Source organism: Bradyrhizobium genomosp. I (2014), from assembly GCF_000261685.1.
GTDB lineage: Bacteria > Pseudomonadota > Alphaproteobacteria > Rhizobiales > Xanthobacteraceae > Bradyrhizobium.
The window spans coordinates 1-25,173 of the sequence record NZ_AJQE01000094.1 but is presented as its reverse complement, the minus strand read 5'-3'; the positions used below and the strand labels follow the sequence as shown (position 1 = coordinate 25,173).

Genomic DNA, 25,173 nt, shown 5'->3' with positions numbered 1-25,173 from the left:
TATGCGTCGGGCTAACCGCACCCGACAAGGAGCACAAGCTGGACCTTCGGCGGGCCGCCGGCCATGCGGAGGATCAAGGCCACTGCCGCGATTGTCGCAGATCTGAAACAGGCCTGCGGGCTGCCTTTGGGCTCTTGTCCGGATGCGCGAACAGGCCGGTGCAGAGCCCTCATGCTGCAGGAGAGGTATTTAGAAACCTCTTCTCACTGATTCGGGACTCGCAATACGGTTCGGAACACCCTAAATGGCCAACCCGGGTCCAAAGAGACCCCTCGGAACAAAAATCAGAACGACGGCATTGATCGACAACAGACAGGGCTAAGGCATAAGACTATGATGGATCAGCAGAATCTCGGGACGATGCGGCCCGCTTCAGCCGATCCTGCGGCCATTGCACTGGCCAAAGCCCTCGGACAATGGCCGAAACCGGCCCCTTTCAGGCGCCCGAGCCCGAAGAAGGTCTTCGACACGGCGCCCGCGGCGACGGTCGAGGCGCTCGCCAAGGAGCTCGGCCTGCGGCTCGGCGACCAGAACGAGCTGACCATCCGCCGAATCAAGCGCGGCAAGGGCTACTCCTTCGTCCGTCCCAACGGAGCGCACATCCGTGACGCCCGCACCATCCGCCGGCTGCATGCGATGGCGGTGCCGCCGGCCTATCGCGAGGTGCGCTACTCCGCCGATCCCAATTCGCACCTTCAGGCCGTGGGCCGCGATGCCGCGGGCCGGCTGCAATATCGCTATCACGCCGATTGGGAGAAGGTCCGCGAGCACCGCAAGGCGCATCGCCTGGAAAAGCTCGTCGGCGCACTGCCAAAAATCCGGCGCAAGGTCTCTGCGTTCCTGTCGGGCGATGAGCCGACGCGCGAATTCGCGCTCTCGGCCGTGATCGAACTGATCGCCCGCACCGCGATCCGTCCGGGCAACGAATCCTATGCCCGCCTCAACGGCACCCGCGGCGCCACCACGCTGCTGAAGTCCAACGTCACGCTGGAAGACGACAGCTTCGTGCTGACCTTCAAGGCAAAAGGCGGCAAGGCGGTGCGCAAGGAGTGCGACGCGGCCAAGCTGGTGCGCGCCATCGGAATTTTGCGCGGCGTTCCCGGCAAGCGCATGTTCCAGTATCGCGATGCCTACGGCATCGTCCGTGCGGTCAACACCACGCAGGTCAATGCGTTTCTGCGCGAGATCGCCGGCATCAAGATCTCGCTGAAGGATTTTCGTACGCTGATGGCCTCCGCCGTCGTGGTGGAATCGCTGTCGCGGATCACGCCGGCGACCAGCCAGCGCGGCCGCAAGAAGCAGGTGCTGGACGCAATCCGCGCCGCCGCGGACAAGCTCTCCAACACGCCGGCGATCTGCCGCAAGAGCTACGTCCACGACACCATCGTCACGGCGTTCGAGGACGGCATCCTCGAGCGCTTCGCCGCGACCATGAAGGGCCAGCGCTCGCAGGCGAGGCGCGAGCAGCTTCTGGCGCAGGTGGTGGCGACCGCCGCGGTCTGACCTGCCCGTTGCTACGAAACGCCCCTGTCCGGACCGGGATCGCCGCCTGCGGCCGCGATGGTGAGTCGTTCCAGATAATGCGACCAGCCTTTCGCGTGGGCGGCGGCCTGCGCTTCGCTCGGCAGGCCGCTATGGGTCATGCGCAGCAGCGTGCCGCCGTCGCGCTCGATCAGGTCGATCTCGATCAGGCTCGAGCCGGGCGGCACTTCCTGGCCACCCTCCCAGCCGAACGTGTAGGCCAGACGATGCACCGGCACGACCTCGCGGAACGCGCCGCGGGCGACGCCGTCGCGCGGGCCGACGCCTTTGAGCAGATAAAGACCGCCGGGATACGGCTCCGTGGTCGCGTCAGCGCCCATCCAGCTCAGGATTTTCTCGGGGTCGGTGAGATAGGCAAAGACGGTGGCACGCGGGGCCGCGATCTGGGTTTCGCGTTGCACCATGAACGGCTGGGCCATTGGCGATCATCCCTGGGCTGACGTTGGGACATGGCGGCGCCGCGGCGCTCCGTCAAGGATTGCCCGTGGCAAAGACGGCTCTGCCTCGTCATCATCGGGCCATGCAGCTCTCCTCGACCCTCGCCTGGCTTGTCGATGCCGCCTCGGATTGTTCCGGGGCCGACCGCCTGCTCGCGGAACTCGGCACACATCTGGTCGCCGACGGCGTGCTGCTTGCGGCAGGCAGCCTCACGCTGGAGGTACCGCATCCGCTGATCGCGAAGCGCACGTGGTTGTGGCGCGCCGACAGCGGTCAGGTGATCGAGGCGCTCGGCTTCGCGCCTGGCGGGCTGGCGCCGGACCCGCCGAACGATGCCGGCCGCCGCTGGCTGCGCGACATCATTCGCGGCGAGGCGCACGAAGACATCGTCGGCCGGCCCGATGGGCCCCGACTCGGCTGGATCGGGCCGCGACCGTTCACTGCGGACGAGATCGAGCAATTGCGCCGGGCCGCGCGCTTTGCCGCGGCGCCCCTTGCCGTGCTCGCCGCGCGCGCCACGTTGCGCGCGACCTTGGATGCCTATCTCGGCAAGCGCAGCGCGGAGCGGGTGCTGGCGGCACCTCTGCGCCGCGATCTCGGCGAGACCATTCAGGCCGCACTGCTCTATGCGGATTTGCGCAACTTCACGGTCTTGTCGGAGACCACGCCGCCTGCCGATGTCATCGCGGCGCTCGACGCCTGGTTCGATCGCATTGCCGGCGCGGTTCACGCCTTTGGCGGCGAGGTGCTGAAATTCGTCGGCGACGGCGTCCTCGCGATCTTTCCGGTGATCGAGGCGTCGCCGCGCCGCGCCTGCGATGCCGCTCTCCGCGCGGCAAGCGCAGCCGAAGCCGGGATGGCCTATCTCAACAAGGAGCGCGGTGCCCAAGGACTGCCGCCGCTGTCATTCGGCGCCGCGCTCCATCTCGGCGAGATGCTCTGGGGCAACATCGGCGCCGCCAATCGGCTCGATTTCACCGCGATCGGTCCCGCCGTCAATCTCGCCAGCCGGCTCGAGGGGTTGTGCAAGACGCTCGGCAGGACGGTGCTGGTCTCGGGCGCCCTCGCCGCCGAGGCGGACATGCCGCTGATCGCGCTCGGATCGCATTTGCTGCGCGGCATAGCCGCGCCCTGCGAGGTGTTCACGCTGCCGGAGCCGCAGGTTCGAATATCGAAGCCCGCATGAGCGTAGCGACATGCGGGACCAGACTATCCCGGCTGTCGTTGCGCTCATCCGGGCTACAGTGCCTGCTCTTACATCCCGCCCATCTTGCAGACGAGCTTCCATTCTTCCGACGTCACCGGCTGCACCGAGAGGCGCGAATATTTCACCAAGGCCATGCCTTCGAGCTTCTTCTCGGCCTTGACCGCGGCCATCGTCACCGGCGTCTTCAAGGGCTTGTCGGCCTTGATGTCGACGCAGACGAATTTGCCGGTCTTGTCGGTCGGATCGGGATAGGCCTCCTTGATGATCTCGGCGATGCCGACGATCTCCTTGCCCTCGTTCGAATGATAGAAGAACGCCTTGTCGCCCTTCTTCATGTTCACGAGGTTCTGGCGCGCGGTGAAATTGCGCACGCCGGTCCAGGCCTCGCCCTTGGCGCCCTTCGCAACCTGCTGGTCCCAGGACCAGACCGACGGTTCGGATTTCACCAGCCAGTACGCCATGCTCATTCCTCTGCCTTGAAGGGACGCGACATCAGCCCCGAGATCGCGGCATCGATCGTGCTTGCGCCGCTCAGGATCGCCGCGACCGCTTCTGATACCGGCAACTCGATGTCTTGCGAAGCGGCGAGTTCGATCAGCACGGGTGCCGTGAACTCGCCCTCGGCGAGCTTGCGGGCGGGAGGCTGCTCGCCGCGCCCGAGCGCGAGTCCGAGCGCGAAGTTGCGCGATTGCGGGCTCGAGCAGGTCAGGATCAAATCGCCGAGGCCTGACAGGCCGGTGAGCGTCTCGCTGCGCGCGCCGAGCGCACGGCCGAGGCGCGTCAGCTCGGCAAAGCCGCGGGTCGTGAGCGCAGCCTGGGCGGAGGCGCCGAGCTTGCGCCCGACCGCAATGCCGACTGCGATCGCCAGCACGTTCTTGGCCGCACCGCCGATCTCGACACCCCGGATGTCCGTGGAGTGATAGGGGCGGAACGTCGGCGAGCCCAGTGCCTGCACGAGCGCGCGCGCCAGCGCCTCATCGCTTGCCGCCAGGGTCACTGCCGTCGGCAGGCCGCGCGCGACGTCGTCGGCAAAGCTCGGGCCCGACAGGATCGCCGGCTGCGCGCCCGGTGCAGCCTCGGCGATCACGTCGGTCATGAACTTGTGGGTGCCGTGTTCGATGCCCTTGGCGCAGGCGACGATTGGCACCGGCCTCGAAACACGCGAGGCCAGCATGTTGACAGCACCGCGCAGATGCTGCGCAGGCGTTGCGATCAACAGCATGTCGGCGCGCGCGGCAAGCGCCAGCTCGCCCGTGACGACAATCTCCGGAGCGAGCCGCACGCCGGGCAGCCGCGGATTGTCGCGGCTCGACGCAATCCGCGCGGCATGTTCCGCATTGCGAGCCCAGAGCGTGACGCTCCGCCCGGCCCGCGCTGCCACCGTCGCCAGCGCCGTACCCCAGGCGCCCGCGCCGATCACCGCGACGGATTGCAGCGCGGTCATCGCTAAAATCCCGCCCGCGTATTGCCGTAACCTGCGGGCGCCGTTGCGTTGGCATCGAGCAGCCATCGTGCGCGCGGCTGCGCCTCCATCGTGTCGGTCAGGCCGAGCGCGAGGCGCTCGGCGCCGGCCCAGGCGATCATCGCGCCATTGTCGGTGCAGAGCGCCGGCGGCGGTATGATCAATTGCGTCCCGGCTTGCCGCGCCACCTCGTCGAGCGCGCCGCGGATCGCCTGATTGGCGGCGACGCCGCCGGCAGCGACCAGCGCACGCGGCGCGCCGAACCGTTCGCGGAAAAGCCTGAGGCCGACGTTCAACCGATCCGCCGTCGAGTCGAGCACGGCGGCCTGAAAGCTCGCGCAGAGATCGCTGATGTCCTGTGGCGTGATCTCGGCCAACCGGCTCGCTTCGGTGCGCACCGCCGTCTTCAATCCCGACAGCGAGAAATTGGCATCGGGGCGTCCCTGCATCGGCCGCGGAAACGCAAAGCGCGTGGCATCGCCGCCTGCCGCCGCACGCTCGACCTGCGGTCCGCCGGGATAGGGCAGCCCCAGCATCTTCGCGACCTTGTCGAAGGCCTCGCCGATCGCGTCGTCGACCGTGGTGCCGAGCCGCACATACTGGCCGACACCGGTGACCGCGACGATCTGGGTGTGGCCGCCGGAGGCGAGGAAGAGGCAATAGGGAAATTCGATTCGGTCGGTGAGGCGCGGCGTCAGCGCATGCGCTTCGAGATGGTTCACTGCGACCAGCGGCGTGTCGTGCACCATTGCGATCGCCTTCGCGGTGGTCAGCCCGACGATGACGCCGCCGATCAGGCCCGGCCCTGCGGCGGCCGCGACGCCATTGAGCTGGGCGAAGCCAATGCCGGCCTCGCGCATGGCGCGATCGATGATGCCGTCGAGCAGATCGACATGCGCGCGCGCGGCGATCTCCGGCACCACGCCGCCGAAGCGGGCATGTTCCTCGATCTGCGACCGCACGATGTTGGACAGGATCTTGCCGCTGCCGTCGCCCGCCCGCTCGATCACGGCCGCGGCGGTCTCGTCGCAGGTGGTTTCTATGCCCAGCACCAGCATTGGCGAATTGTATCCAATTTGCGCCCTTGCGCTCATCCGTAAAGCAGAGTTCTGGTACGTCCGGTAGCATCCCGGGGTCGGCTTGCGCAATCGTCACGCGCAGCCGTCCGGGTCATGCATCACCGCCACGCGGTTCGGGAACACCAGCAATGTCCATTCTTGTCACACGGCCGCATCCCGACAATGAGGCGACGGCGGAAAGTCTGCGCGCGCGAGGGCATGCGGTGCTGCTTGCGCCGGTGCTCAAGTTCGAGCCTGCCGCGTTCCATGGCGAGAGTGAAGCTCCCTACGGTGCCGTTCTCGTCACATCGGCCAACGCGATCCGCGCCGTTGCGCCGCAATTGCCGGACCTCGGTGTCCTGGAGCTGCCTTTGTTTGCGGTCGGCGAACATACGGCTGCTGCGGCGCGCGAGGCCGGTTTCACCGAAGTGATCATCGCTGGCGGCGACGCTGCCTCCTTGCGCGACAAGGTGATGCAGAGCGCGCGCGAGAGGGTGCTGAAGAAGAGCACGCTGCTGTATCTCGCGGGCGCGGATCTATCGCGCGACCTCGGCGGCGAACTCGGTGCGGAGGGCTTCCGCGTGGTCACGCAGACCACTTATCGCATGGCGCCGGTCAAGCATCTGCCGCGGGAGGTCTGCGAGGGCTTTGCCGCCCACGGGGTCGAGGCGGTGCTGCACTACTCCCGGCGCAGCGCGCGTGCGTTCCTGGATGCGGCACGGGACGAAGGCGTCGAAATCTCGGCCCTGGCTATCCCGCATTGCTGCCTGTCCGAGACGGTTGCGAGCGTGCTGCGCGACGCCGGCGCGTCACGGGTTCTGGTGGCCGCAACGCCGGACGAAAGTGCCCTATTCGACACCTTGGAGCGTGCGTTGCGCACCCGTTTGGCGTAAGAGGTCAGGCCGAATCCGACGCATCGAGTTCACCCTGGTATGGAAGTGTGAGGAACCGTCACGATGGCCGACGACAAGCCTGAAGATGCAGGATTGGCGCCCGACACGGGTCGTGCCAAGCGCACCCCGCCCACCATCGACCTTGAGGCGACCGAAGTCTCGACCCAGGCGCAGCAGGTCGCCGGCGAGCCCGAGGCGTCCGAGCAGGCCGCGCAGGAGCAGGCCAGGTTCGAAGAACCCGGATCGGAGGAAATCAAGGCCGAGCCACAGTCAGGGTCCGCAGAGGAGCGGGCTTCCGCGGCGGCCGCACCCGTGTCGGCGCCGATTTCGCCCTGGGTCATCGCACCGTTTTCCGGCGCTGTCGCAGCGGCGGTCGTGATCGCGGTCGGCTGGATGCTGGGCTGGCCCGCGGTGCAGGCGCCGCCGGCCGCGCCGCAGGTCACCAATGCGACAGTCGATGCGCTGAGCGCACGCGTTGCCGCGGTCGAAGCCAAGGCCGGCAAGCCCGCAGCCGATCCGGCCATGGCGGCGCGGATCGACGCGCTGGAGAAATCCGTGGGCAGCCTGCGCAGCGACATGGCCAATCTGCGTGCGCAGTCCGACAAGACTGCGAATGCACTGAACGACGCGAAAGCGGCGGCGCCTGCCGCAGCGCCGGATCTTGCCGCTGTCATCGACCGCATCGCTCAGCTCGAGCGCGCCGGCAAGACGGAGCGCGCCGAACTCGCGCAGCAGGGCGAGAAGATCGCCGACACCAGGACGGTGGATGACAAGCCACTCCGCCATGTGGTGGCGGCGGCCCTGCTCGACGTTGCCGTTCGCCATGGCGATCCCTATCAATCGCAGCTGGCCGCGGCGCGGTCGCTGGCGGCCAAGCCCGACATGCTGAAGCCGCTCGACGCGTTTGCATCCTCCGGCATTCCGACGTCGGCCGCGCTGAGCCGCGAACTCCTCAACATCGTGCCGAAGCTGTCGCCCCCGGCGGAAGCTCCGGCGAGCGACGCCGGCATTGTCGAGCGTCTCCAGGCCGGCGCGTCAAAACTCGTCCGCATCGAGCGCACCGACGGGGTCGGCAACGATCGCGGCGCCATCGTTGCGCGCGTGACAGCGGCTGCGCTCCGCAATGATTTCGCGGAAGCGCGGCGCGAGCTGAAGACTCTGCCCGAGGCCGATCGCGCCCCGGCGCAGGCCTGGCTCGCCAAGACCGATGCCCGCGACGCCGCGCTCGCGGCGTCCCGCAAATTCGCCGACGATGCCATGGCGGATCTCGCCAAGTCTGATCCGGCCAAGTCGGATCCGGTCAAGCCCCTTCAGTAAAGGTTCGCGCAACAATCGGCGCGTATAGGGATCGCCATGCTTCGCATCGTCCTTTTTCTCGTCCTGATCGCACTGGCGGCGGCCGGCGCGGCCTGGGTTGCCGATCAGCCCGGCGATCTGGTCCTGACCGCAGCTGGTTTCCGCATCTCGACGACGCTTCCGAGATTCGTGTTCCTGCTTGGGCTCTTTGCCGCGGCCGTCGTGCTGGTCTGGAGCATCCTGACGATGATCTGGCGCATGCCGGGTCGCTTGCGCCGCCGCCGCCACGAAAAGCGCCAGGCGCGGGGACGTCATGCCATCACCCATGGCCTGCTCGCGATCGGCCATGGCGATCCTGCGCTCGCCCGCCGTCATGCCGAGGCGGCACGGCGGCACGTGCCGAACGATCCGCTCGCGCTGCTGCTGCACGCGCAGTCGGCCCAACTCGAAGGCAATCGAGACGAGGCGCAGCGCGTCTTCCGCGTCATGGCCGAGCGCGAGGATACGCGGCTGCTCGGCCTGCGCGGCCTGTTCATCGAGGCGCAGCGTGCCGACGATGCGGTCGGCGCGGTGATGATCGCGGAGGAAGCGATCAAGCTGTCGCCGTCCTCGACCTGGGCCTCGCATGCGGTGCTCGGCTTCCGTTGCGCGCGCGGCGACTGGAGCGGCGCGCTCGCGATCCTCGACTCGAATCTGCGCGCGGGGCAGATCGACAAGCAGACCTATCGCCGGCAGCGCGGCGTCCTGCTCGCCGCGCGTGCGCTGGAATTGCAAACGATGGACCGCGACGTCGCGCGCGAGAGCGCGATGGAGGCGGTCAAGCTCGCGCCGACCCTGGTGCCGGCGGCGGTGCTGGCGGCAAAATTCGAGAGCGAGGCGCATCAGGTGCGCCGCGCCATGAAGCTGGTGGAAGCCGCCTGGCTCGCCAATCCGCATCCCGATCTGGCGGATGCCTATGCGCATGTGAAGCTCGGCGATACCGCGTGGCACCGCTTGCAGCGGGTCGAGACGCTCGCCGCGAAGACGCCGGCCGACAAGCCCGGTCATGTCGAAGGGCAGCTCGCGATCGCACGCGCTGCGATCGACGCCTCGGAATTTGCCCGCGCGCGCGAGGTGCTCGCGCCTTATCTCAAGGATCCGACCCAGCGCGTCGCGCTGCTGATGGCCGAGCTCGAGCGCACCGAGCATGGTGACGGCGGCCGCGCCCGCGCCTGGACCTTGCGCGCGGTGCGTGCCCGCCTCGATCCCGCCTGGACCGCGGACGGCTATGTCAGCGACCGCTGGCGTCCGGTCTCCCCGGTTACCGGCCGCCTCGATGCGTTCCAGTGGCAGACGCCGGTCGCGAGCCTGCCCTCGGACAAGGGCCCCACGATCGAATCCTCGGCCTTCGAGGAAGCCATGCTGGCCGCTCTGCCGCCGAAGCGGGTGGCCGCCGCTCCCAGCGAAGCGCCGGTGGAACCGCCGGTAACGGCCCCGGCGTCAGCGCCGGCCGCCCAGGACAATTCGCCCCCTCAGGTCCAAGAGGTTGCCGGGGAATCCGCGAAGGAGGAGCCGGTGGTCACGCCCTCCGAGCCGGCAAATCCGGCTTCGGCGTCCGCCGAATCATCGCCGCCGGCGGCAACGCCGGTGTTCCGAACCCGGGCCGACCTCGGCAAGCCTGCATCGGCGCCCGTCCAGGCCGTCATCCCGATCGTCCGTGCACCGGATGATCCCGGCATCGACGAAGACGGCCCGAGCGATGAATTTACGGAACAAATCGGCACGCCCAAGGCCCATGCAAAGGCCCAGGCCGGCGGCTGGCGCGGATTCTGGTCCCGCTGGGGCGCGTGAAGCGCATTTCGAGCCCGGCTTGTCCTTGCCAATTCGGGCCATGCCCGATATCAGGAGCGCGCGTATCGGGGCCGGCATCGCCTGGTCCCGGCAGGGTCGCCGCAATAGCTCAGTCGGTAGAGCACGTCATTCGTAATGACGGGGTCGGGGGTTCGAATCCCTCTTGCGGCACCAGCGCTCAAGGTGTCCCTCCCGAAGAGATGGGTTCATCCGATCCCCGCAAACGCGGAATTTTGACCAGCGCGTCAGCCTTCATGAGTCTCGTTCAGCTGGGTGATCGCGATCACATAATCTCGGACATGACTCCCCTAACGTCCCGGTCACGCCAACACGGGGAGACTTCACATGCGCAAGATCATTCTGGTTGCCGCCATGCTGCTGGCTTCTGCGTCCGCCCATGCGGGCGCGTCTCGCGGTCTGTCGCTGGCCGCGGCGGGCGAACAGGCCTCCGCTCCGCAAACCACGACGCCGGCGAGCACCGCGATGACGCAGGTGAGCGAAGCCGCGCCGGCTACCGAGGCTCCGAAATATTCCGAGCGTCCGCCGGCAGTGTCGCTCTCCGCGCCGGCCGCGGCGAGCGCCCCGACGGTGACCACACCCACGACGATCTCCGCGCCGGTCACGACAGCCAGGCCCGCCACCAAGAGCGCGGCAGGAGCGGACAAGCCGAAGCACAAGCGCAGCTGGACCGAACGCCGCATCATCAGCGAGTTGCATCGTCACGGCATCTATTGGTGAGCCGCAGACCTGTACCTCAATCTCGCCGTCATGCCCGGGCTTCCACGTCTTCGCCCCTGATCCGAACACGTGGATGGCCGGGACAAGCCCGGCCATGACGCGCTAGTTGAAGCTATCTGAACGGCTGGCAGTGCCTACTGCGAGACCGTCTGCACCACGCTCGAGATCGGGCGCGCATTCGTGCCCGCAGTCGGCACCTTGAGCTCCTTCAGCAGCGCCTCGTCGTATTCCGGCAGCGTCTGGAAGCTCGTCTTGGCCTTCATCTGCACGACCTTGTAGCCGCCGGCCTTGAGCCGCGCGAGCAGCGCCGGCATGGCTTCGCCGGTGTGCTTCTGGAAGTCGTGCATCAGGATGATGCCCTTGCCGAGCTTGTCGAGCCTTCCCATCACGGTCTCGACGATCTTCTCGGGCGTCGCCCCCTTCCTGAAGTCGAAGGAATCGATGTCGGTCGAGAACATCGCGACGTTGCGGGTGCCGAAATAGGTCACCATCGCGGGATTGTGCTGGAGCTGCGGGAAGCGGAAGAACGGCGCCGGGTTGGTGCCGAGCGCGAATCGCACGGCGCTGAAGCCCTTCTCGACCTCGTCCTTGACCTGCTGCTCCGTCATCTTCTTGCTGTTGAGGTTGACATGCGACCAGGTGTGCGTGCCGACCGTGTGGCCCTGGGCCAGCACCTGCTTCAGGATTTCCGGATGATAGGTCGCGTGCTTGCCGACCGAGAAGAACAGGCCCTTGGTGCATTCATCCGCGAGCGCCTTCAGCACAGCGGGCGTGTTGACCGGCCACGGACCGTCGTCGAAAGTCAGCACGACCTCCTTGTCGGCGAGGAAGTCGAACTGCTTGAAATGCTCGAAGCCGAAGCCCGGGCCGCCCGTGGTGTCGATCTCGACGACGCGGGACACACCCAACGCGTTCGGATTGGCGCAGGCCTGTTTCGGCTGCATCGGCATGGCCGGGGCGGGCGCGGGTGCCGGAGCGGCTGCCGCCGGCTTGGTCGCGATCGTCGCGGTGGTCTCGACGTCATCCCTGGCGGCGAGCTTCGCCTGTGCCGGCAGTTGATCGGCGGCACGGGCGGCAACTGTCTTGGGAGCGCCCTGATCGGCGCGCGCGGAATAATAAAACCAACCGCCGGCGGCGATCACGACCGCCGCAACTACACTGGCCAGCATCAGGCCCAACGCATTACGCATCGCAACTCTTTCCAATTACGCAACCAAACCGGCGGAATCTTCCGCGCGACTAGCCATTAATGCGAACCAAGAGTTAACGTCACGCCAACACGACAGCGGTTGCGGAGGAATTTCAGTCGGGTGCGCCAAAGTGACCGGGATCACAGAGGATGGGTCTCCCGTGAGCGTCATCACAGTGGAAACGGTTTTGCCGGAGCATCGTGGCTCCCATCAACAACCGGCCCGTCTTCCGCGGTGCCAATGGGAGCTTCAAATGACCAGGTCTCTGAACACCAAGTCGTTTACCAGCAAGATCCGCGACACCAGCCTGGCTCTGGGCTTGGCCGCTATCGTCTCGATCGCTTCGACGAGTGCCAGCTTCGCCTTTTCGGCCGAGGCGCAGCAGATGTGCACCGGCGATGCCTTCCGTCTGTGCTCGGCGGAGATCCCCAACATTCCGAAGATCACGGCGTGCATGATCAAGCATCGTTCGGATCTGAGCGCCGGCTGCCGCGCGGTCATGGACAAGGACCTCGCCAAGGGCGCCTCGCGCAAGGTCGCTGACGCCCAGGACAAGCAGTAGGAGCGCGCAACCGGGATCGTTGCGCCGGTCAGCTCCCCTGGCGACGGGCCCCGGCGTCAAGCCGCGGGCCGCGCGCCGGCGCTCGGCCCGCTTGGCAATAAAGCCGTTGCAGCGTCGGGACCGCCGCACTAGCTTCGCCCGCACTTTTTTTGCGCTGCGAGGCATTACGCGATGGCCAGATTTCTTTTCATCATATCTTTGCTCATGTGCGCATCGGGCGCGTCGGCGCAGCAGCAGGCCGGCCACGATGCCTGCGCGCGCGACGTCACCCGCTTCTGCCGCGCCGTGATGAACAATGGCGATAGCGCCGTGCTCGCCTGCCTGAAGCAGCACCGCGCCCGCCTCAGCAAGGCCTGCGACAAGATGCTGACGGAGCATGGGCAGTGATCGTCATTCCGGGGCGCGCGAAGCGCGAACCCGGAATCCATCGAACGACAAGCTCCTGAGATAAATGGATTCCGAGTTCACGCCTAACGGCGCGCCTCGGAATGACGAGAGACCTACGTACTGCTCCCCGCCGCGGTCGCGACCACCGGCAGCACCTCGCTATTGGCGCGGTCCGGCGTGTCGTCCTTCCAGCGCACCGAGCCGAATGGACGTTCGAGCATGCGGCGGATCCGCACCGGCTCGGGTCCGATGTGAAAATCGATCGCCTGCTGATGCAGCGCGCGTTCGGACTGGGTCGAGCGGTTGCGCTGACGCAGATAGTCGAACCAGGTCGGACAGTGATAGCGCTCGGTCCACAATTCCGGATCGGCGATGTCGCGTGCGATCGACCAGCCATAGGCGCCGTTGCGCTGGCGCGAGAGCTGCACGTCCTGCATCACGTTGTGGAACGCGCGCGCGTTCTCCTGGGCGACCCGGTATTCGATCTCGACCACCAGGGGCCCACTACGCCCGGTGAGCGACAGCTTCACCTCGGGATCGGCGAGCACTTCGGCATCCTCGTTGCGGGCGCCGACGCGCGGCATCGCAAGCCAGATGCCGAGCAGCGGCGAGATCAGCATCAGGCCTGCCGCCGTCAGCAATGCGATCTCGACCCCGGCGTAGTCGGTGAGATGGCCCCAGCCCCAGGCGCCGATCGCGATGCCGCCGGAGATCGAGGCCTGGAACGCCGCGAGCGAGCGGCCCGCGACCCAGCGCGGCGCCGACAGCTGCACGCCGATGTTGAACAGCGCGATTGCAGCCATCCAGACCGCTCCGGCCAGGACCAGCGCGGTTGCCGTCAGCACCGGCTCCGAGCTCAGGGCGAGGGCGGCCATCGCAAATGCCATCGAGATGGTGCAGGCGCGGATCGCGGCCTCGCCGCTCATGCGCTTGCGCAATTCGTGGATGTTGAGTGCGCCGATCACCGCGCCCATGCCGAAGGCGCCGAGCATGATGCCATAGGTCTGCGCGCCGCCATGCAAGAGGTCGCGTGCGACCAGCGGCATCAGCGCCATCACGGCGCCGCCGATCAGACCCATCACCAGCGTGCGCAACAGCACGATCTTGATCGGCGGCGAATTGGTGATGTAGCGGAAGCCCGAGACCATGGCGCGGTTGAGCTTTTCCCGCGGCAGGCGCGAGGGCTCGACCGCGCGGCGCCAGAGCAGCAGCGCCACCAGCAGCGGCAGATAGAGGATCGCATTGCAGGCGAACGCGGCGACGGCGCCGAGTGCGGCGACGATGACGCCGCCGACCGCGGGACCGAAGCTGCGCGCGATGTTGTAGCTGATGCCGTTCAGCGCGACGGCCGAAGGCAGTGCATCGGGCGGTACCTGTTCGCTGACCGAGGATTGCCAGGCCGGACCGAACAGCGCGTTGCCGCTGCCGACGACGAAACAGAAGGCGAGCAGCGCTTCCGGGGTGATGAGCTTGAGCCCGGCCAGGATCGTGAGCGCCGTCGCGCCGGTCAGCGCGATCGACAGCGAGACCAGGGTCACGATGCGGCGGTCATACATGTCGGCGATGGCGCCCGCGGGCATCGAGATCAGCATGATCGGCAGCATCAGGGCGGTCTGCACCAGCGCCACCTGGTCGGCCGACGCCGCCATCTGCGTCATTGCCCAGGCTGCGCCGACGCCCTGAATCAGGAGGCCGAGATTGGAGAGCAGGCTGGCGAGCCAGATGCGCCGGAACAATGTGTACCGCAGGGGCGCAGTGATGCCGGCGGCGGCCATTTTCTGGCGGTTCGGCTGCTCGGTCATATCCCCTTCCAAACGGTGTGGCAGAAATGGTCCCGGGCGATTCCGGCAAATTCAGTGATGCCCGCGAAAGTCATTCGCTGTCCAGTGGTTAGGCCGCTATAAGCGGTGCAAAGAGGCGGTTTGCTCGGGAGGAACGCATGAAGCTGTCGCGACGGACGATCCTGCAGGGCGTTGGCAGCTTGCCTTTCGCGGTTGCGAGCTTGCGGGCCGGCGCGATGGCCCAGACCGCATCTGCGGCCACGCCGAGCACCGAGGTGCCGCCGATCCTGTTCGTCCACGGCAATGGCGATTACGACGCGCTCTGGATGACGACCTTGTGGCGGATGGAATCGAACGGCATCGCCCGGGAGCGGACGATGGCGATCAATTTCACCGATCCTCTGGCGCGCAGCGATGACAAGGTCGAGCAGGCGAACCGTTCCTCGACCGAGGACCAGCGCCGCGAGCTCACTGCTGCCATCACTGAGCTGAAGCGCCGCGCCGGCGCATCTCGCGTGGCGCTGGTCGGCAGCTCGCGCGGCTACGCCATCCGCAACGTCATCAAGAACGGCGGTGCCGGCGATGTCAGCCACGCCGTGCTGTGCGGCACGCCCAATCACGGCGTGTTCGCGACCGACGACCAGCCCAACAACGAGTTCAACGGCCGCGGCGTCTTCCTGCGCGGCCTGAACGAGGGCGAGAGCGAGGTGACGCCGGGCGTCGCGTTCCTCACCCTGCGCAGCGACGGAATGGACAAATATGCGCAAGCCGACGGCCGCTTCATCGGCAAGCCTGGCACACCGACCGGCGTGACCGCCGAAGGGCCGGAGCTGAAGGGCGCCACCAACCTCGTGCTCGGCGCGCTCGACCATCGCGAGGTGGCGTTCCATCCGCGTGCGTTCCGCGAGATCTACAAGTTCATCGCCGGTCGTGAGCCCGGGCGCATCGCAATCGTACCGGAGACCAGCGTGACGCTGAGCGGGCTTGTCACGGGCACGCCAGGCGGCGTGCCGACCAACCGGCCGGTCGCGGGCGCAACTGTCGATGTCTTCCGGGTCGATCCTGACACCGGTGAGCGCAAGGGTGGTGCGGTGCACAGCTCGAAGACCGGTGCCGACGGACGCTGGGGGCCGGCGCAGGTCGATCCCGCCTGGCCGCTCGAATTCGTCCTGACCTCGCCCGGTGCGCCCACGACGCACATCTACCGCTCGCCATTCCCACGCTCGTCCGACGTGGTCCATCTGCGGCCTGCGCGCCCGCTCGGGCCGGCCGACAAGGACGCAGGCGCGGTCGTGATCATGTCGCGGCCGCGCGGCTATTTCGGCTTGCCGCGGGACGTGGTGCTGTTCGATGGCAAGGAGCCGGCCGACGTCAAGCCGGGCGTGCCCACGGATGCGGCAGCAACCCTGCGGCTTCCGGCCGGCGAGGTCGGGCGGAACATCGTGGCCCAGTTTGGCGAAGAACGGATCGTGGCGCGTGCCTGGCCTGCCGCCGAGAACAGGATTGCGATCGCCGAGCTGACTTATTAGCTATTTGCCTGCGTCACATCTCTCGGGAGGGAGCCATGAATATCGCCAGCGTGCGTCGGCCCGTCATCCCTCCGGCTCCCCCGCGTGCGCCCGACGACATGTCGTTCTTCGGCCGTCTCGCGGTTGTCAGGCAGAACATGATCGCGACCTGGGGGCAGCGCGCCTATGAGGAAGAGGTCATCCCGGGTCGCTTCTTTTTCCGCAACAGTTTTATCCTGAACCAGCCGGACGCGATCCGGCACGTTCTGCTCAGCAATTACGAAAACTATACGCGCACGCCGGCCGGCATCCGCATGCTGCGCCCGGTGCTCGGCGACGGCCTTCTGATCGCGGAAGGTCATTCCTGGACCTTTCAGCGCCGCACCCTCGCGCCGGCCTTCACGCCGCGCGCCACCGCAAATCTCGTCCCCCATATGACGGCGGTGCTCGACGAGACCATCGCAAAGCTCGACACGCGAACCGGCGAGCCGGTGGACCTGCGCGAGGTCATGCAGCGCATGACGCTCGAGATCGCCGGGCGCACGATGTTCTCGTTCGGCATGGACCGGCATGGCGCGACATTGCGCAACTTCATCATGGAATATGCCGCGCGGCTGGGACGGCCTTATCTCCTCGACATGGTGCTGCCGGTGTCCTGGCCGAGCCCGATGGATTTTGCGCGGGCGCGTTTCCGCGGGCGCTGGACCGAATTCGTCGCGATGCTGATCGCCGAACGACGTGCGGTCGGCAAGAAGGACGGCGCGCCGCCGCGCGACCTGTTCGATCTCATGGACGAGGCCCGTGACCCCGAAACCGGCAAGGGCTTCTCGGACGAGCAGCTCGTTGACGAGGTCGCGACCATGATCCTCGCCGGTCACGAGACCACGGCGACGGCGCTGTTCTGGGCGCTCTATCTGCTCGCGCTCGATCCCGATACGCAGGAGGAAGTGGCGTCCGAGACCCGCGGCGAGCATCTCGACAGCATGGCCGATATCGATCGCCAGAAATTCACCCGCGCCGTGATCGACGAGACGATGCGGCTCTATCCGCCGGCCTTCCTGGTCGCGCGCGCCGCGCGCGAGAAGGACAATGCGGCCGGTGTCGAGATCGGCAAGGGAGACATCATCATGATAGCACCCTGGCTGCTGCACCGGCACGAGAGGCTGTGGGATCAGCCGAACGCGTTCGTTCCAAAGCGCTTCTTGTCGAAAGAGGCGCCGGACCGTTTTGCTTACCTGCCGTTTGGTGCAGGTCCGCGTGTCTGCATCGGCGCGCCGTTTGCCCAGGCCGAATCCGTGCTGGCGCTGGCCCGGCTGATCGGCGCATTCCGTGTCGAGCTCGCCGATACTGCGAATCCCGTGATCCCGCTCGGCGTCGTCACGACCCAGCCGGACCACTCACCCATGTTCCGCATCACGCGTCGGTGACGGGCTCTCGTCTGGCCGATGGCGTGATCCACCCTAGATAAGAGCCCCGCCATGAGCGACATCCAGGCCCAGTTTTCCGTTCTGAAACAGACCGCCGATCCGAAGGTGGCCGATGCGATTGCGCGCCTCATCGAGGATGGCGAGGATCACGAGCTCAACCGCGTCAATGTGCTCGATTTTTCCAGGCAGCACGGTCTCGACGAGGAGCGCGTGATCTCGGCGTTCCTGCATTCGGCGCGGCTCGGACTGTTCGACCTGGGCTGGAACGTGCTGTGCCCGGGCTGCGGCGGCGTGCTGGGCGCGCACTCGACGCTGAAGGCGCTCAAGCCGGACGATTATCACTGCGCACTCTGCGCCTGTGGATACAAAGCCTCCGTCGACGACCAGGTCGAGGTCTCCTTCACCGTGAACCCGCGCGTCCGGCGCATCGCGGCGCACGCTCCCGATACGCTCCCGGTCTGGGAATATTTCAAGCAGGTGTTCTGGAGCTCCGGCGTCGACTTCAACAAGGAATCCTTTGCGGCACTCGCGAATGAGGTGACGCTCGACACGATGGAGCTGCCGGCCGGAGAGAAGGCGACCATGTCGCTGCAACTGCCGAACGACTTCGTCATCATCTTCGAGCCGGTGACCCACGCCGCGCATTTCATCGACGTCCAGGGCGAGCCGACCAAGGACCGCCAGCAGCTCGCCATCATGTACAACAAGGTCCAGGCCCCCACGGGCACGACGACGATGCGGCCGGGCCCGCTGCGTCTGTCGCTGGAGAACCAGGCCGGCGTGCGCGTGCTGCCGTCGGTGTTCATCGCGGCCGAGGCGCTCCACCACCTCATCGGCAAGCGCAAGCCCTTCCTCACCGCCAAGCGGATGCTGTCGAACCAGACGTTTCGCGATGTGTTCAAGGCCGACAATCTCAGTCTCGATCAGCGCCTCCAGATCACCTCGCTCACCTTCCTGTTCACCGATTTGAAGGGCTCGACCGCGCTGTACGAGCGGGTCGGCGATCTCGCCGCCTTCGATCTCGTGCGCGCGCATTTTCATGCGCTGCTCGAGATCATTTCCTCCGAGAAGGGCGCGGTGGTGAAGACGATCGGCGACGCCGTGATGGCGACCTTCGTCCGTCCCGAGCACGCCATCGTCGCCGGCCTGCGGATGCGCGCGGCCATGGACGAGCTCAACAAGAAGCGCGGCACCGACGATCTCATCGTCAAGATCGGTATCCATGAAGGTCCCTGTCTCGCGGTGATGCTCAACGAGCGGCAGGATTATTTCGGCCAGACCGTCAACATTGCCGCCCGCGTGCAGAGCCTGTCGACCGCGCAGGAGATCCACATCACCGGCCCGGTGCTGGACGCTCCCGCAGTCGCCGAGGTGCTCGAGCGGCGCGCGATCAGGCCGATCCAGAAGCAGGCCGCGCTGCGCGGCATCGCCGACAAGATGGTGGTGTACGAGATACCGTGAGCCTCAAACTGTCATTCCGGGTTCGATGCGCCAGCATCGACCCCGGAATCTCGAGATTCCGGGTTCGCGCTGTGCGCGCCCCGGAATGACAGCAAGCAGATTGCCGAAACGTAATGCAGCGCGGAACTGACGCACGTTGCGCCGGTTGAGTTTCCCGCTCATATAATACTGGCAACAGCCGCGCTCCTTGCGGCTGTCATCGATCTCGGTAGGACCTTATGCTCGACGGCTTACGTCAATTCATCGCCGACATTGTCGGTCCTCAAGCCTCGGACCGCGCATTCGGCGACAGCGATTATCGGCTGGCGGCCACTGCACTGCTGGTCCACGTGGTTTCGCTGGACGGCCAGCCCAGCGCGGCCGAGCAGCGCAAGCTGCACAGCCTGATCGAAAGCCATTTCGGGCTCGATCGCGGCACTGCGGATCGTCTGATCGCGGACGCCACCCAGGTCGAGGGCGAGGCGGTGGACCTCTATCACTTCACCAGCGTCATCATGCGCTCGCTCGACGAGGAGGGGCGCAAGCGCATCGTCCGGATGATGTGGGAGCTGGTCTATGCCGACGGCCAGGTCAGCGAGTTCGAGGACAATGTCGTCTGGCGTGCTTCCGACCTGCTCGGGATTTCCCAGCGCAGCCGGATCGAGCTGAAGCACGCGGTCGCGGAGCGGTCCGGTGGTCAGGTCAAGGATAGCGCCGTCAGCGGCTGACGGCACTGAACTCGGCGGAATCGCGGTCTGCATGGGCACATGACGAAAGTTTAATTTATTCGTCGCCTGCGCCACATACGCCTGCAAATCAACGGTTTTTCAGCGCTGTCTGTCGTTCTGCTCAAACGGCCATACCGCCAGCCCCGCTTGCCTGTTGTGCACGGCCTATGCTCTCGTTCCGCTGTTGCGGGGCCAAAATACTTGAATCCAAGAGACTTCGATCGTGGCTGAGCGGGTGACGCTGATTACCGGTGCTTCGGCGGGCATCGGGATGGAGCTGGCGCGTGTGTTCGCCGCCAATGGACACCGCCTCGTCTTGACCGCGAGACGGGCGGATCGGCTCGAAGCGCTTGCGAACGAGCTCGCTGCCAAGGGCGGCAAGAAGCCGATCGTGATCGCCTGCGATCTCGAGAAAGCGGATTCCGGCGAGACGATCGCGGCCGCCCTTGCAGCCGAAGGCGTCGAGCTCGACCATCTCGTCAACAATGCCGGCTTCGGCGTGTTCGGCGATGCGGTTGAGCGCGACCGCGTCGAGCAGCTCGGCATCGTCGATGTCAACGTCCGGGCCCTGACGGATCTGTCGCTGCGCTTTGCCGATCAGCTCATCCGGAACAAGGGCGGTCTTCTCAATGTCGGATCGGTCGCCGGTTTCCTGCCCGGCCCCGGCATGGCCGTCTACTACGCGTCCAAGGCCTATGTGATCTCATTCACCGAAGCGTTGCGGGCAGAGCTTGCGCCGCGCGGCGTCCGCGTCAGCGTCCTTTGCCCGGGTCCGGTGCCGACCGAATTCCAGGCCCGCGCCGGCGTTGGCTCCCAACATGATACGACCGTTCTCAACGTCTCTGCCGCCGAGGTTGCACGGGAGGCGTATCGTGGCCTGATGGCCAATAAACGGGCAGTGCTGCCTGGTCTCGGTATAAAGATTGTGCCGTTCGCGCTGCGCTTCTTCCCGCGCGGCTTCATCCTTGCAGCCACCAGTCGGTTCCAGAGGCGCAGGCACTAGAGGGCCCCGTAGTGGCCCGGAGTTTGCTTCGATATCGCACGTATGTGCGCGAACTCACACGATGTTAACCATCGCTTAGCTATGCTGGCGGTCTGAACCGATAGCACTCGCAGAGGCCATGTCGTTCCGGACGGACAGGTTTGGTGGCGCGGAGGTGGTGGCCTTCCCACAGAGGGCGCCGAGCGTCGCCGCCTCCAAGACCCGGCTGCCGGTTCTGATCATCCTGCATCAGGAATGCTCGACACCGGGCCGAGTCGGCAATGCGCTGCGCGGGCTCGGCCATCGCCTCGACATCCGCCGTCCCCGCTTCGGCGATTCCCTGCCCGACACGCTCGGTCAGCATGCCGGCGCCGTGATCTTCGGCGGCCCGATGAGTGCCAACGATCCCGATGACTACATCCGCCGCGAGATCGACTGGATCGAAATTCCACTCCGCGAGCAGCGGCCGTTCCTCGGCATCTGCTTGGGTGCGCAGATGCTGGCGATGCAGCTAGGGGCTCGCGTCGCGCCCCATCCGCAGGCGCTGACCCAGATCGGGTATTACCCGATCAGGCCGACCGCTGCGGGCCGTGCGCTCTGCCCGCACTGGCCGGCGGAGGTCTATCACTGGCATCGCGAGGGATTTGAGCTGCCTGAAGGCACTGAGCTGCTCGCCGAGGGCGATGACTTTCCGGTGCAGGCGTTCCGTGCCGGCAATGCTTTCGGAGTGCAGTTCCACCCCGATGTGACCTACGCGATGATGCATCGCTGGACCACGCGCGGCTATGACGGCTTCAGCGCGCCCGGCGCGCGGCAGCGGCATCATCACTTCGCGGATCGTGCCGTCTACGACGTCGCTGAGCGCGCCTGGCTCGACCATTTCATCGACGGCTGGCTGGCGCGCCGGCCCGTGCTGGCGCAGGCCGCCGAGTAATCCACGCGGTTCGCGCAGGTCGTTCACGGGCCTTCGCCCAGATCCTTTGCACAGATCCCTGGCGCAAGACCTTGGCCCATCCCCGAATATGCTAGGCTGGCTGGAACGAGCGCGTGCGAACGCATGCCGGCAGACAAAGGGAGAGCGCCATGGCCTACGAGCACATCCTCTATGAAGTGAGCGACAAGATCGCGACCGTCACGCTCAACCGCCCCGATCGTATGAACGCGTGGACACCGATCATGGAACGCGACGTGCGTCATGCGATGGAAGCGTCAAACGCCGATGACAATGTCCGCGTCATCATTCTCACCGGCGCGGGCCGCGCGTTTTGCGCCGGCGCCGATATGGACGCGTTGAAGGGGCTCGATCCCGATGACGTCAGGCGCGCCTCGAACCTGCCGCCCTTCGACATGAACCGCCGGCCGGACTGGCAGACACGCTACGGCTTCTATCCGTCGATTAAGAAGCCGGTCATCGCCATGCTCAATGGCGCCACGGCAGGCATCGGCCTCGTGCACGCACTCTATTGCGACCTGCGCTTTGCTGCCGACAACACCGTGTTCACCACGGCCTTCGCGCGGCGCGGTCTGATCGCCGAGCATGGCATCAGCTGGATGCTGCCGCGGATTGTCGGCCACGCCAATGCGCTGGATCTGTTGCTCTCGGCGCGGCGCGTGCCGAGCGAGGAGGCGTTGCGGATCGGGCTGGTCAATCGGCTCTGTTCGCCCGACAAACTCCGCGAGGAGACCTATGCCTATGCGCGCGATCTCGCCGATCTCGTCTCGCCGAGCGCCATGGCCGTGATCAAGCGGCAACTCTATGAGGTGCCGTTCCAGACGCTCGCGGAGGCAACGATCGAGGCCAACCGCGAGATGATGGTGGCGCTGGGCGGCAGCGATTTCCGGGAAGGCGTGGCGAGCTTCATGGAGAAGCGGCCGCCGCGGTTCACGGGGAGGTAGGGGAAGGAATTCGAGGGACAGTCCGTCTTCGCCCTGCGGGCTTCGCCGGACACCACGCTTCGCCCTTCGAGCTCCTCGTGGCTGCGCCACGCGTAGCCCGAAGGGCGAAGCGTGGTGGAGCCAGGCGGGATCGAACCGCCGACCTCGTCATTGCGAACGACGCGCTCTCCCAGCTGAGCTATGGCCCCTTTGCTGGCCGCTCTGGTGAACGCGGCCGACAACCGGGCGCCATTTAAGTCCCTGCCAAGGTCAAGTCAAGGACGGGTGTAACCCGGTTTTAGCCCTCCGGGCGCCGACTTCCCTTGTTTGGGTCGGGGGGAACCGATATCTAGCAACAGGCGTCAATCCCGACCGCAGCCAAAGTTTTCAAAAGCCAGAGGCCTCAAAAGCCATGCGTGCCGTTCTCGACATCGTCATCATCGTGCTCGACCTCTACGTCTGGCTGCTGATCGCCTCCGCGATCCTGTCCTGGCTGATTGCCTTCAACGTGGTGAACACCCGCAACCAGTTCGTGTCCGCGGTGGCGGAGTTCCTGTACCGGATCACCGAACCCCTGCTGGCGCCGATTCGCAATTTCCTGCCCAGTCTCGGCGGCCTCGACATCTCGCCCATCATCCTGATCCTCATCATCATGTTCATCGAGCGGGTGATCCTGTACTACATCTACCCGAACGTGATCTGAGCCGGCTGGAGCGCCTTTGGTTGCCAAGGAAGCTCGCAAAGAACCCTGGCGCTACTCGGCCACGGGAATCAGCATCGCTCTGCGGGTAACGCCGCGCGGTGGCCGCGACGACATCGACGGGATCGAGCAACTTTCGGATGGGCGCACTGTGCTGAAGGTGCGGGTGCGTGCCATCGCCGATGGCGGCGAGGCCAACAAGGCCGTCCTGGTGCTCCTGGCGAAATCGCTTGGCGTGCCCAAGGCCAATGTAAAATTGCTATCCGGCGCCACCTCGCGGCTGAAGCAGATCGCGGTCGATGGCGATCCGGCGCGGCTCGGAGAAGCCCTGCGCCAGCTCGTGTTGGCGAAATCGAAGGACTGAGGGAACTGACATGACCGCCAAGATCATCGATGGAAAAGTCATTGCCGCGGAGCTGCGCGCCCGGGTCGCCGAGGAGGTCGCACGTGTCAGGCGCGAGCACGATCTGATCCCCGGCCTTGCGGTGGTCCTGGTCGGCAACGACCCCGCCAGCGAGGTCTATGTCCGCTCCAAGCATACCCAGACCCAGGCCGCCGGCATGGCCTCGTTCGAGCACAAACTGCCGGCCGATGTATCGCAAGGAGATCTGCTGGCGCTGGTCGCAAAGCTCAACCGTGACCCGGCAGTGCACGGCATTCTGGTGCAGCTGCCGCTGCCGAAGGGCCTGAACACCGAGGCCGTGATCAATGCCATCGATCCCGCCAAGGATGTCGACGGGCTGCATCCGAACAATGCCGGCAGGCTCGCCGGTGGCTTCCAAGCACTGTCGCCCTGCACGCCGCTCGGCTGCATCATCCTGACCAAGAGCGTGCACGCCTCGCTCGAAGGCATGAATGCCATCGTCATCGGCCGCTCCAACCTGGTCGGCCGCCCGCTGGTGCAGCTGCTGTTGAACGAGAACGCCACGGTGACCATTGCGCACTCGCGCTCGCGCGATCTGCCCGGCCTCGTGAGACGCGCCGATCTGGTCTATGCCGCCGTCGGCAAGCCTGAGATGGTGCGCGGCGATTGGCTGAAGCCGGGCGCGACCGTGATCGACGTCGGCATCAACCGCATCCCGAAAGACGACGGCAAGACCCGTCTGGTCGGCGACGTCGCCTATCAGGAAGCGCTTGGCGTGGCCGGCGCGATCACGCCGGTGCCGGGCGGCGTCGGCCAGATGACGGTGGCGTGTCTGCTGGTGAACACGCTGCGGGCCGCTTGCGCGATCGCCGGCCTGCCGAAACCGGCGGTGTAGCTGGGGTGTCATTCCGGGGCGGCTCGCAGAGCCGAACCCGGAATCTCGGGCCACAAACCTCTGGATTCCGGGTTCGCGCTTCGCGCGCCCCGGAATGACCGTTACTTCGTTACTTCTTCTTCTTCTCGCGCTCGATGCCTTCGAGGATCAGCTTGTGCGCTTCCTCCGGGCCGCCCCAGCGCAGGATCTTCACCCACTTGCCCTTCTCGAGATCCTTGTAGTGCTCGAAGAAGTGCTGGATCTGCTGCAGCGTGATGTCCGGCAAGTCGGAATAGCTCTTCACCTTGTCGTAGCGCTGCGTCAGCTTGGACGACGGCACCGCCAGGATCTTCTCGTCGCCGCCGGCTTCGTCTTCCATGAACAGCACGCCGACCGGGCGCACGCTCATGACGGCTCCGGGGATGATGGCGCGGGTGTTGATGATCAGCACGTCGCAGGGATCGCCGTCGTCCGACAGGGTGTGCGGGATGAAGCCGTAGTTACCGGGGTAACGCATCGGCGTGTAGAGGAAGCGGTCGACCACCAGCGTGCCGGCCTCCTTGTCCATCTCGTACTTGATCGGCTCGCCGCCCACGGGGACCTCGATGATGACATTGACGTCGTGTGGTACGTTTTTCCCGATCGAGACCGCATCGATACGCATTCAAGGCTCCGTTGTTGCCGAGGTGAAATCGCGCCCGGCAGCGATTTTGGCGCTGTCATACGCGGGCTTGGCCCGCTGATCCATCGCGTTTTTGTGAAATAATGAATCCGGCGATCACCGGCGCGAGCGGCAACGGTATCGACGGACGGGAAACGCTGCCGAATCAGGTTTCAGCAGCTCAATTGGTCCAAGCGAAGGCAACCTTGTCGAGCGACTTCGGCCCGAAC

At 66.2% G+C, this 25,173-nt stretch carries 25 protein-coding genes and 2 tRNA genes; 19 read left to right on the top strand and 8 right to left on the bottom strand.

Going from position 1 to position 25,173, the window contains the following annotated elements; translation table 11 throughout:
- Nucleotides 1–333: 333 nt before the first annotated feature.
- Nucleotides 334–1,503 carry a DNA topoisomerase IB gene (locus tag IC50_RS08935; protein ID WP_035703140.1) on the top strand — a complete coding sequence of 390 codons (1,170 nt, stop codon included), beginning with the start codon at nt 334–336 and terminating at the stop codon, nt 1,501–1,503.
- A gap of 11 nt (nt 1,504–1,514) precedes the next feature.
- Here the strand turns inward: IC50_RS08935 and IC50_RS08930 are convergent, their stop codons facing one another.
- Complete coding sequence (locus IC50_RS08930; RefSeq protein WP_035703137.1) at nt 1,515–1,961, bottom strand: SRPBCC family protein; 447 nt, start codon at nt 1,959–1,961, stop codon at nt 1,515–1,517.
- 101 nt (nt 1,962–2,062) lie between these two features.
- Here IC50_RS08930 and IC50_RS08925 point away from each other — a divergent pair, with 101 nt between their 5' ends.
- Nucleotides 2,063–3,166: an adenylate/guanylate cyclase domain-containing protein gene (locus IC50_RS08925; RefSeq protein WP_035703134.1), complete on the top strand. Its 1,104-nt coding sequence runs from the start codon at nt 2,063–2,065 to the stop codon at nt 3,164–3,166.
- 68 nt (nt 3,167–3,234) lie between these two features.
- Here the strand turns inward: IC50_RS08925 and IC50_RS08920 are convergent, their stop codons facing one another.
- The 3 genes from IC50_RS08920 to tsaD are packed head-to-tail and all read right to left on the bottom strand — an operon-like array spanning nt 3,235 to nt 5,701.
- Nucleotides 3,235–3,648, bottom strand: a complete 414-nt coding sequence (locus tag IC50_RS08920; protein ID WP_035703132.1) for an EVE domain-containing protein — start codon at nt 3,646–3,648, stop codon at nt 3,235–3,237.
- Between the two features lie 2 nt (nt 3,649–3,650).
- Nucleotides 3,651–4,631, bottom strand: a complete 981-nt coding sequence (locus tag IC50_RS08915) for an NAD(P)H-dependent glycerol-3-phosphate dehydrogenase (protein ID WP_035703130.1) — start codon at nt 4,629–4,631, stop codon at nt 3,651–3,653.
- A 2-nt stretch (nt 4,632–4,633) separates the two neighbouring features.
- Nucleotides 4,634–5,701: a tRNA (adenosine(37)-N6)-threonylcarbamoyltransferase complex transferase subunit TsaD gene (tsaD, locus tag IC50_RS08910; protein ID WP_193374104.1), complete on the bottom strand. Its 1,068-nt coding sequence runs from the start codon at nt 5,699–5,701 to the stop codon at nt 4,634–4,636.
- Nucleotides 5,702–5,856: 155 nt separating this feature from the next.
- Between tsaD and IC50_RS08905 the strand changes: the two genes are divergently transcribed.
- From IC50_RS08905 to IC50_RS08885, 5 genes are all read left to right on the top strand, one after another.
- Nucleotides 5,857–6,600, top strand: coding sequence for a uroporphyrinogen-III synthase (locus IC50_RS08905; protein WP_035703126.1), 744 nt, complete (start codon nt 5,857–5,859; stop codon nt 6,598–6,600).
- Between the two features lie 63 nt (nt 6,601–6,663).
- Nucleotides 6,664–7,917, top strand: coding sequence for a COG4223 family protein (locus IC50_RS08900; RefSeq protein ID WP_035703124.1), 1,254 nt, complete (start codon nt 6,664–6,666; stop codon nt 7,915–7,917).
- A 36-nt stretch (nt 7,918–7,953) separates the two neighbouring features.
- The gene (locus IC50_RS08895) at nt 7,954–9,726 is read left to right on the top strand and encodes a heme biosynthesis protein HemY (protein WP_035703122.1); all 1,773 of its coding nucleotides are present in this window, start codon (nt 7,954–7,956) and stop codon (nt 9,724–9,726) included.
- Between the two features lie 98 nt (nt 9,727–9,824).
- Nucleotides 9,825–9,900 (top strand) — tRNA-Thr (locus IC50_RS08890).
- Between the two features lie 171 nt (nt 9,901–10,071).
- On the top strand, nt 10,072–10,464 hold the full coding sequence (locus IC50_RS08885) for a hypothetical protein (protein ID WP_035703120.1): 393 nt from the start codon (nt 10,072–10,074) through the stop codon (nt 10,462–10,464).
- Nucleotides 10,465–10,598: 134 nt separating this feature from the next.
- Here the strand turns inward: IC50_RS08885 and IC50_RS08880 are convergent, their stop codons facing one another.
- Nucleotides 10,599–11,654, bottom strand: coding sequence for a polysaccharide deacetylase family protein (locus IC50_RS08880; RefSeq protein WP_035703118.1), 1,056 nt, complete (start codon nt 11,652–11,654; stop codon nt 10,599–10,601).
- Between the two features lie 253 nt (nt 11,655–11,907).
- Between IC50_RS08880 and IC50_RS08875 the strand changes: the two genes are divergently transcribed.
- On the top strand, nt 11,908–12,216 hold the full coding sequence (locus tag IC50_RS08875) for a hypothetical protein (RefSeq protein WP_035703116.1): 309 nt from the start codon (nt 11,908–11,910) through the stop codon (nt 12,214–12,216).
- A gap of 171 nt (nt 12,217–12,387) precedes the next feature.
- Nucleotides 12,388–12,603, top strand: coding sequence for a hypothetical protein (locus tag IC50_RS08870; protein ID WP_035703114.1), 216 nt, complete (start codon nt 12,388–12,390; stop codon nt 12,601–12,603).
- Nucleotides 12,604–12,716: 113 nt separating this feature from the next.
- On the opposite strand, the gene IC50_RS08865 is transcribed toward IC50_RS08870, so the two are convergent.
- Nucleotides 12,717–14,405, bottom strand: a complete 1,689-nt coding sequence (locus IC50_RS08865; RefSeq protein ID WP_035703112.1) for an MFS transporter — start codon at nt 14,403–14,405, stop codon at nt 12,717–12,719.
- Nucleotides 14,406–14,542: 137 nt separating this feature from the next.
- Between IC50_RS08865 and IC50_RS08860 the strand changes: the two genes are divergently transcribed.
- The 7 genes from IC50_RS08860 (at nt 14,543) to IC50_RS08830 (ending at nt 22,365) form a co-directional block, all read left to right on the top strand.
- Entirely contained in the window at nt 14,543–15,913 is a 1,371-nt protein-coding gene (locus IC50_RS08860; protein ID WP_035703111.1) for a hypothetical protein, read from the top strand.
- Nucleotides 15,914–15,948: 35 nt separating this feature from the next.
- Complete coding sequence (locus IC50_RS08855; protein WP_035703109.1) at nt 15,949–17,319, top strand: cytochrome P450; 1,371 nt, start codon at nt 15,949–15,951, stop codon at nt 17,317–17,319.
- Nucleotides 17,320–17,370: 51 nt separating this feature from the next.
- A complete protein-coding gene (locus tag IC50_RS08850; protein WP_035703107.1) occupies nt 17,371–18,780 on the top strand; it encodes an adenylate/guanylate cyclase domain-containing protein in 1,410 nt (469 codons plus the stop codon).
- Between the two features lie 218 nt (nt 18,781–18,998).
- Nucleotides 18,999–19,487, top strand: coding sequence for a TerB family tellurite resistance protein (locus tag IC50_RS08845; protein WP_035703105.1), 489 nt, complete (start codon nt 18,999–19,001; stop codon nt 19,485–19,487).
- Nucleotides 19,488–19,710: 223 nt separating this feature from the next.
- Nucleotides 19,711–20,490 carry an SDR family NAD(P)-dependent oxidoreductase gene (locus IC50_RS08840; RefSeq protein WP_035703103.1) on the top strand — a complete coding sequence of 260 codons (780 nt, stop codon included), beginning with the start codon at nt 19,711–19,713 and terminating at the stop codon, nt 20,488–20,490.
- A gap of 118 nt (nt 20,491–20,608) precedes the next feature.
- The gene (locus tag IC50_RS08835; RefSeq protein ID WP_035703102.1) at nt 20,609–21,403 is read left to right on the top strand and encodes a glutamine amidotransferase; all 795 of its coding nucleotides are present in this window, start codon (nt 20,609–20,611) and stop codon (nt 21,401–21,403) included.
- A gap of 149 nt (nt 21,404–21,552) precedes the next feature.
- Nucleotides 21,553–22,365: an enoyl-CoA hydratase gene (locus IC50_RS08830; RefSeq protein WP_035703100.1), complete on the top strand. Its 813-nt coding sequence runs from the start codon at nt 21,553–21,555 to the stop codon at nt 22,363–22,365.
- A 112-nt stretch (nt 22,366–22,477) separates the two neighbouring features.
- Here the strand turns inward: IC50_RS08830 and IC50_RS08825 are convergent.
- A tRNA-Ala gene (locus IC50_RS08825) sits at nt 22,478–22,553 on the bottom strand.
- 203 nt (nt 22,554–22,756) lie between these two features.
- Between IC50_RS08825 and IC50_RS08820 the strand changes: the two genes are divergently transcribed.
- From IC50_RS08820 to folD, 3 genes are read left to right on the top strand one after another with little or no spacing between them, the layout of a single operon-like run.
- The gene (locus IC50_RS08820; RefSeq protein WP_018645113.1) at nt 22,757–23,047 is read left to right on the top strand and encodes a YggT family protein; all 291 of its coding nucleotides are present in this window, start codon (nt 22,757–22,759) and stop codon (nt 23,045–23,047) included.
- 16 nt (nt 23,048–23,063) lie between these two features.
- Nucleotides 23,064–23,408, top strand: coding sequence for a DUF167 domain-containing protein (locus IC50_RS08815; RefSeq protein WP_035703098.1), 345 nt, complete (start codon nt 23,064–23,066; stop codon nt 23,406–23,408).
- A gap of 10 nt (nt 23,409–23,418) precedes the next feature.
- On the top strand, nt 23,419–24,303 hold the full coding sequence (gene folD / locus IC50_RS08810; RefSeq protein WP_035703096.1) for a bifunctional methylenetetrahydrofolate dehydrogenase/methenyltetrahydrofolate cyclohydrolase FolD: 885 nt from the start codon (nt 23,419–23,421) through the stop codon (nt 24,301–24,303).
- A 109-nt stretch (nt 24,304–24,412) separates the two neighbouring features.
- Here the strand turns inward: folD and ppa are convergent, their stop codons facing one another.
- A complete protein-coding gene (gene ppa, locus IC50_RS08805; RefSeq protein WP_035703095.1) occupies nt 24,413–24,946 on the bottom strand; it encodes an inorganic diphosphatase in 534 nt (177 codons plus the stop codon).
- Nucleotides 24,947–25,173 lie beyond the last annotated feature (227 nt).

Excerpts from the sequence above, each read along its gene's own strand:
- IC50_RS08935 (WP_035703140.1), top strand. The coding sequence starts at position 334 with ATGATGGATCAGCAGAATCTCGGGACGATGCGGCCCGCTTCAGCCGAT.
- IC50_RS08930 (WP_035703137.1), bottom strand. The coding sequence starts at position 1,961 with ATGGCCCAGCCGTTCATGGTGCAACGCGAAACCCAGATCGCGGCCCCG.
- IC50_RS08925 (WP_035703134.1), top strand. The coding sequence starts at position 2,063 with ATGCAGCTCTCCTCGACCCTCGCCTGGCTTGTCGATGCCGCCTCGGAT.
- IC50_RS08920 (WP_035703132.1), bottom strand. The coding sequence starts at position 3,648 with ATGGCGTACTGGCTGGTGAAATCCGAACCGTCGGTCTGGTCCTGGGAC.
- IC50_RS08915 (WP_035703130.1), bottom strand. The coding sequence starts at position 4,631 with ATGACCGCGCTGCAATCCGTCGCGGTGATCGGCGCGGGCGCCTGGGGT.
- IC50_RS08905 (WP_035703126.1), top strand. The coding sequence starts at position 5,857 with ATGTCCATTCTTGTCACACGGCCGCATCCCGACAATGAGGCGACGGCG.
- IC50_RS08900 (WP_035703124.1), top strand. The coding sequence starts at position 6,664 with ATGGCCGACGACAAGCCTGAAGATGCAGGATTGGCGCCCGACACGGGT.
- IC50_RS08895 (WP_035703122.1), top strand. The coding sequence starts at position 7,954 with ATGCTTCGCATCGTCCTTTTTCTCGTCCTGATCGCACTGGCGGCGGCC.
- IC50_RS08885 (WP_035703120.1), top strand. The coding sequence starts at position 10,072 with ATGCGCAAGATCATTCTGGTTGCCGCCATGCTGCTGGCTTCTGCGTCC.
- IC50_RS08880 (WP_035703118.1), bottom strand. The coding sequence starts at position 11,654 with ATGCGTAATGCGTTGGGCCTGATGCTGGCCAGTGTAGTTGCGGCGGTC.
- IC50_RS08875 (WP_035703116.1), top strand. The coding sequence starts at position 11,908 with ATGACCAGGTCTCTGAACACCAAGTCGTTTACCAGCAAGATCCGCGAC.
- IC50_RS08870 (WP_035703114.1), top strand. The coding sequence starts at position 12,388 with ATGGCCAGATTTCTTTTCATCATATCTTTGCTCATGTGCGCATCGGGC.
- IC50_RS08865 (WP_035703112.1), bottom strand. The coding sequence starts at position 14,405 with ATGACCGAGCAGCCGAACCGCCAGAAAATGGCCGCCGCCGGCATCACT.
- IC50_RS08860 (WP_035703111.1), top strand. The coding sequence starts at position 14,543 with ATGAAGCTGTCGCGACGGACGATCCTGCAGGGCGTTGGCAGCTTGCCT.
- IC50_RS08855 (WP_035703109.1), top strand. The coding sequence starts at position 15,949 with ATGAATATCGCCAGCGTGCGTCGGCCCGTCATCCCTCCGGCTCCCCCG.
- IC50_RS08850 (WP_035703107.1), top strand. The coding sequence starts at position 17,371 with ATGAGCGACATCCAGGCCCAGTTTTCCGTTCTGAAACAGACCGCCGAT.
- IC50_RS08845 (WP_035703105.1), top strand. The coding sequence starts at position 18,999 with ATGCTCGACGGCTTACGTCAATTCATCGCCGACATTGTCGGTCCTCAA.
- IC50_RS08835 (WP_035703102.1), top strand. The coding sequence starts at position 20,609 with ATGTCGTTCCGGACGGACAGGTTTGGTGGCGCGGAGGTGGTGGCCTTC.
- IC50_RS08830 (WP_035703100.1), top strand. The coding sequence starts at position 21,553 with ATGGCCTACGAGCACATCCTCTATGAAGTGAGCGACAAGATCGCGACC.
- IC50_RS08820 (WP_018645113.1), top strand. The coding sequence starts at position 22,757 with ATGCGTGCCGTTCTCGACATCGTCATCATCGTGCTCGACCTCTACGTC.
- folD (WP_035703096.1), top strand. The coding sequence starts at position 23,419 with ATGACCGCCAAGATCATCGATGGAAAAGTCATTGCCGCGGAGCTGCGC.
- ppa (WP_035703095.1), bottom strand. The coding sequence starts at position 24,946 with ATGCGTATCGATGCGGTCTCGATCGGGAAAAACGTACCACACGACGTC.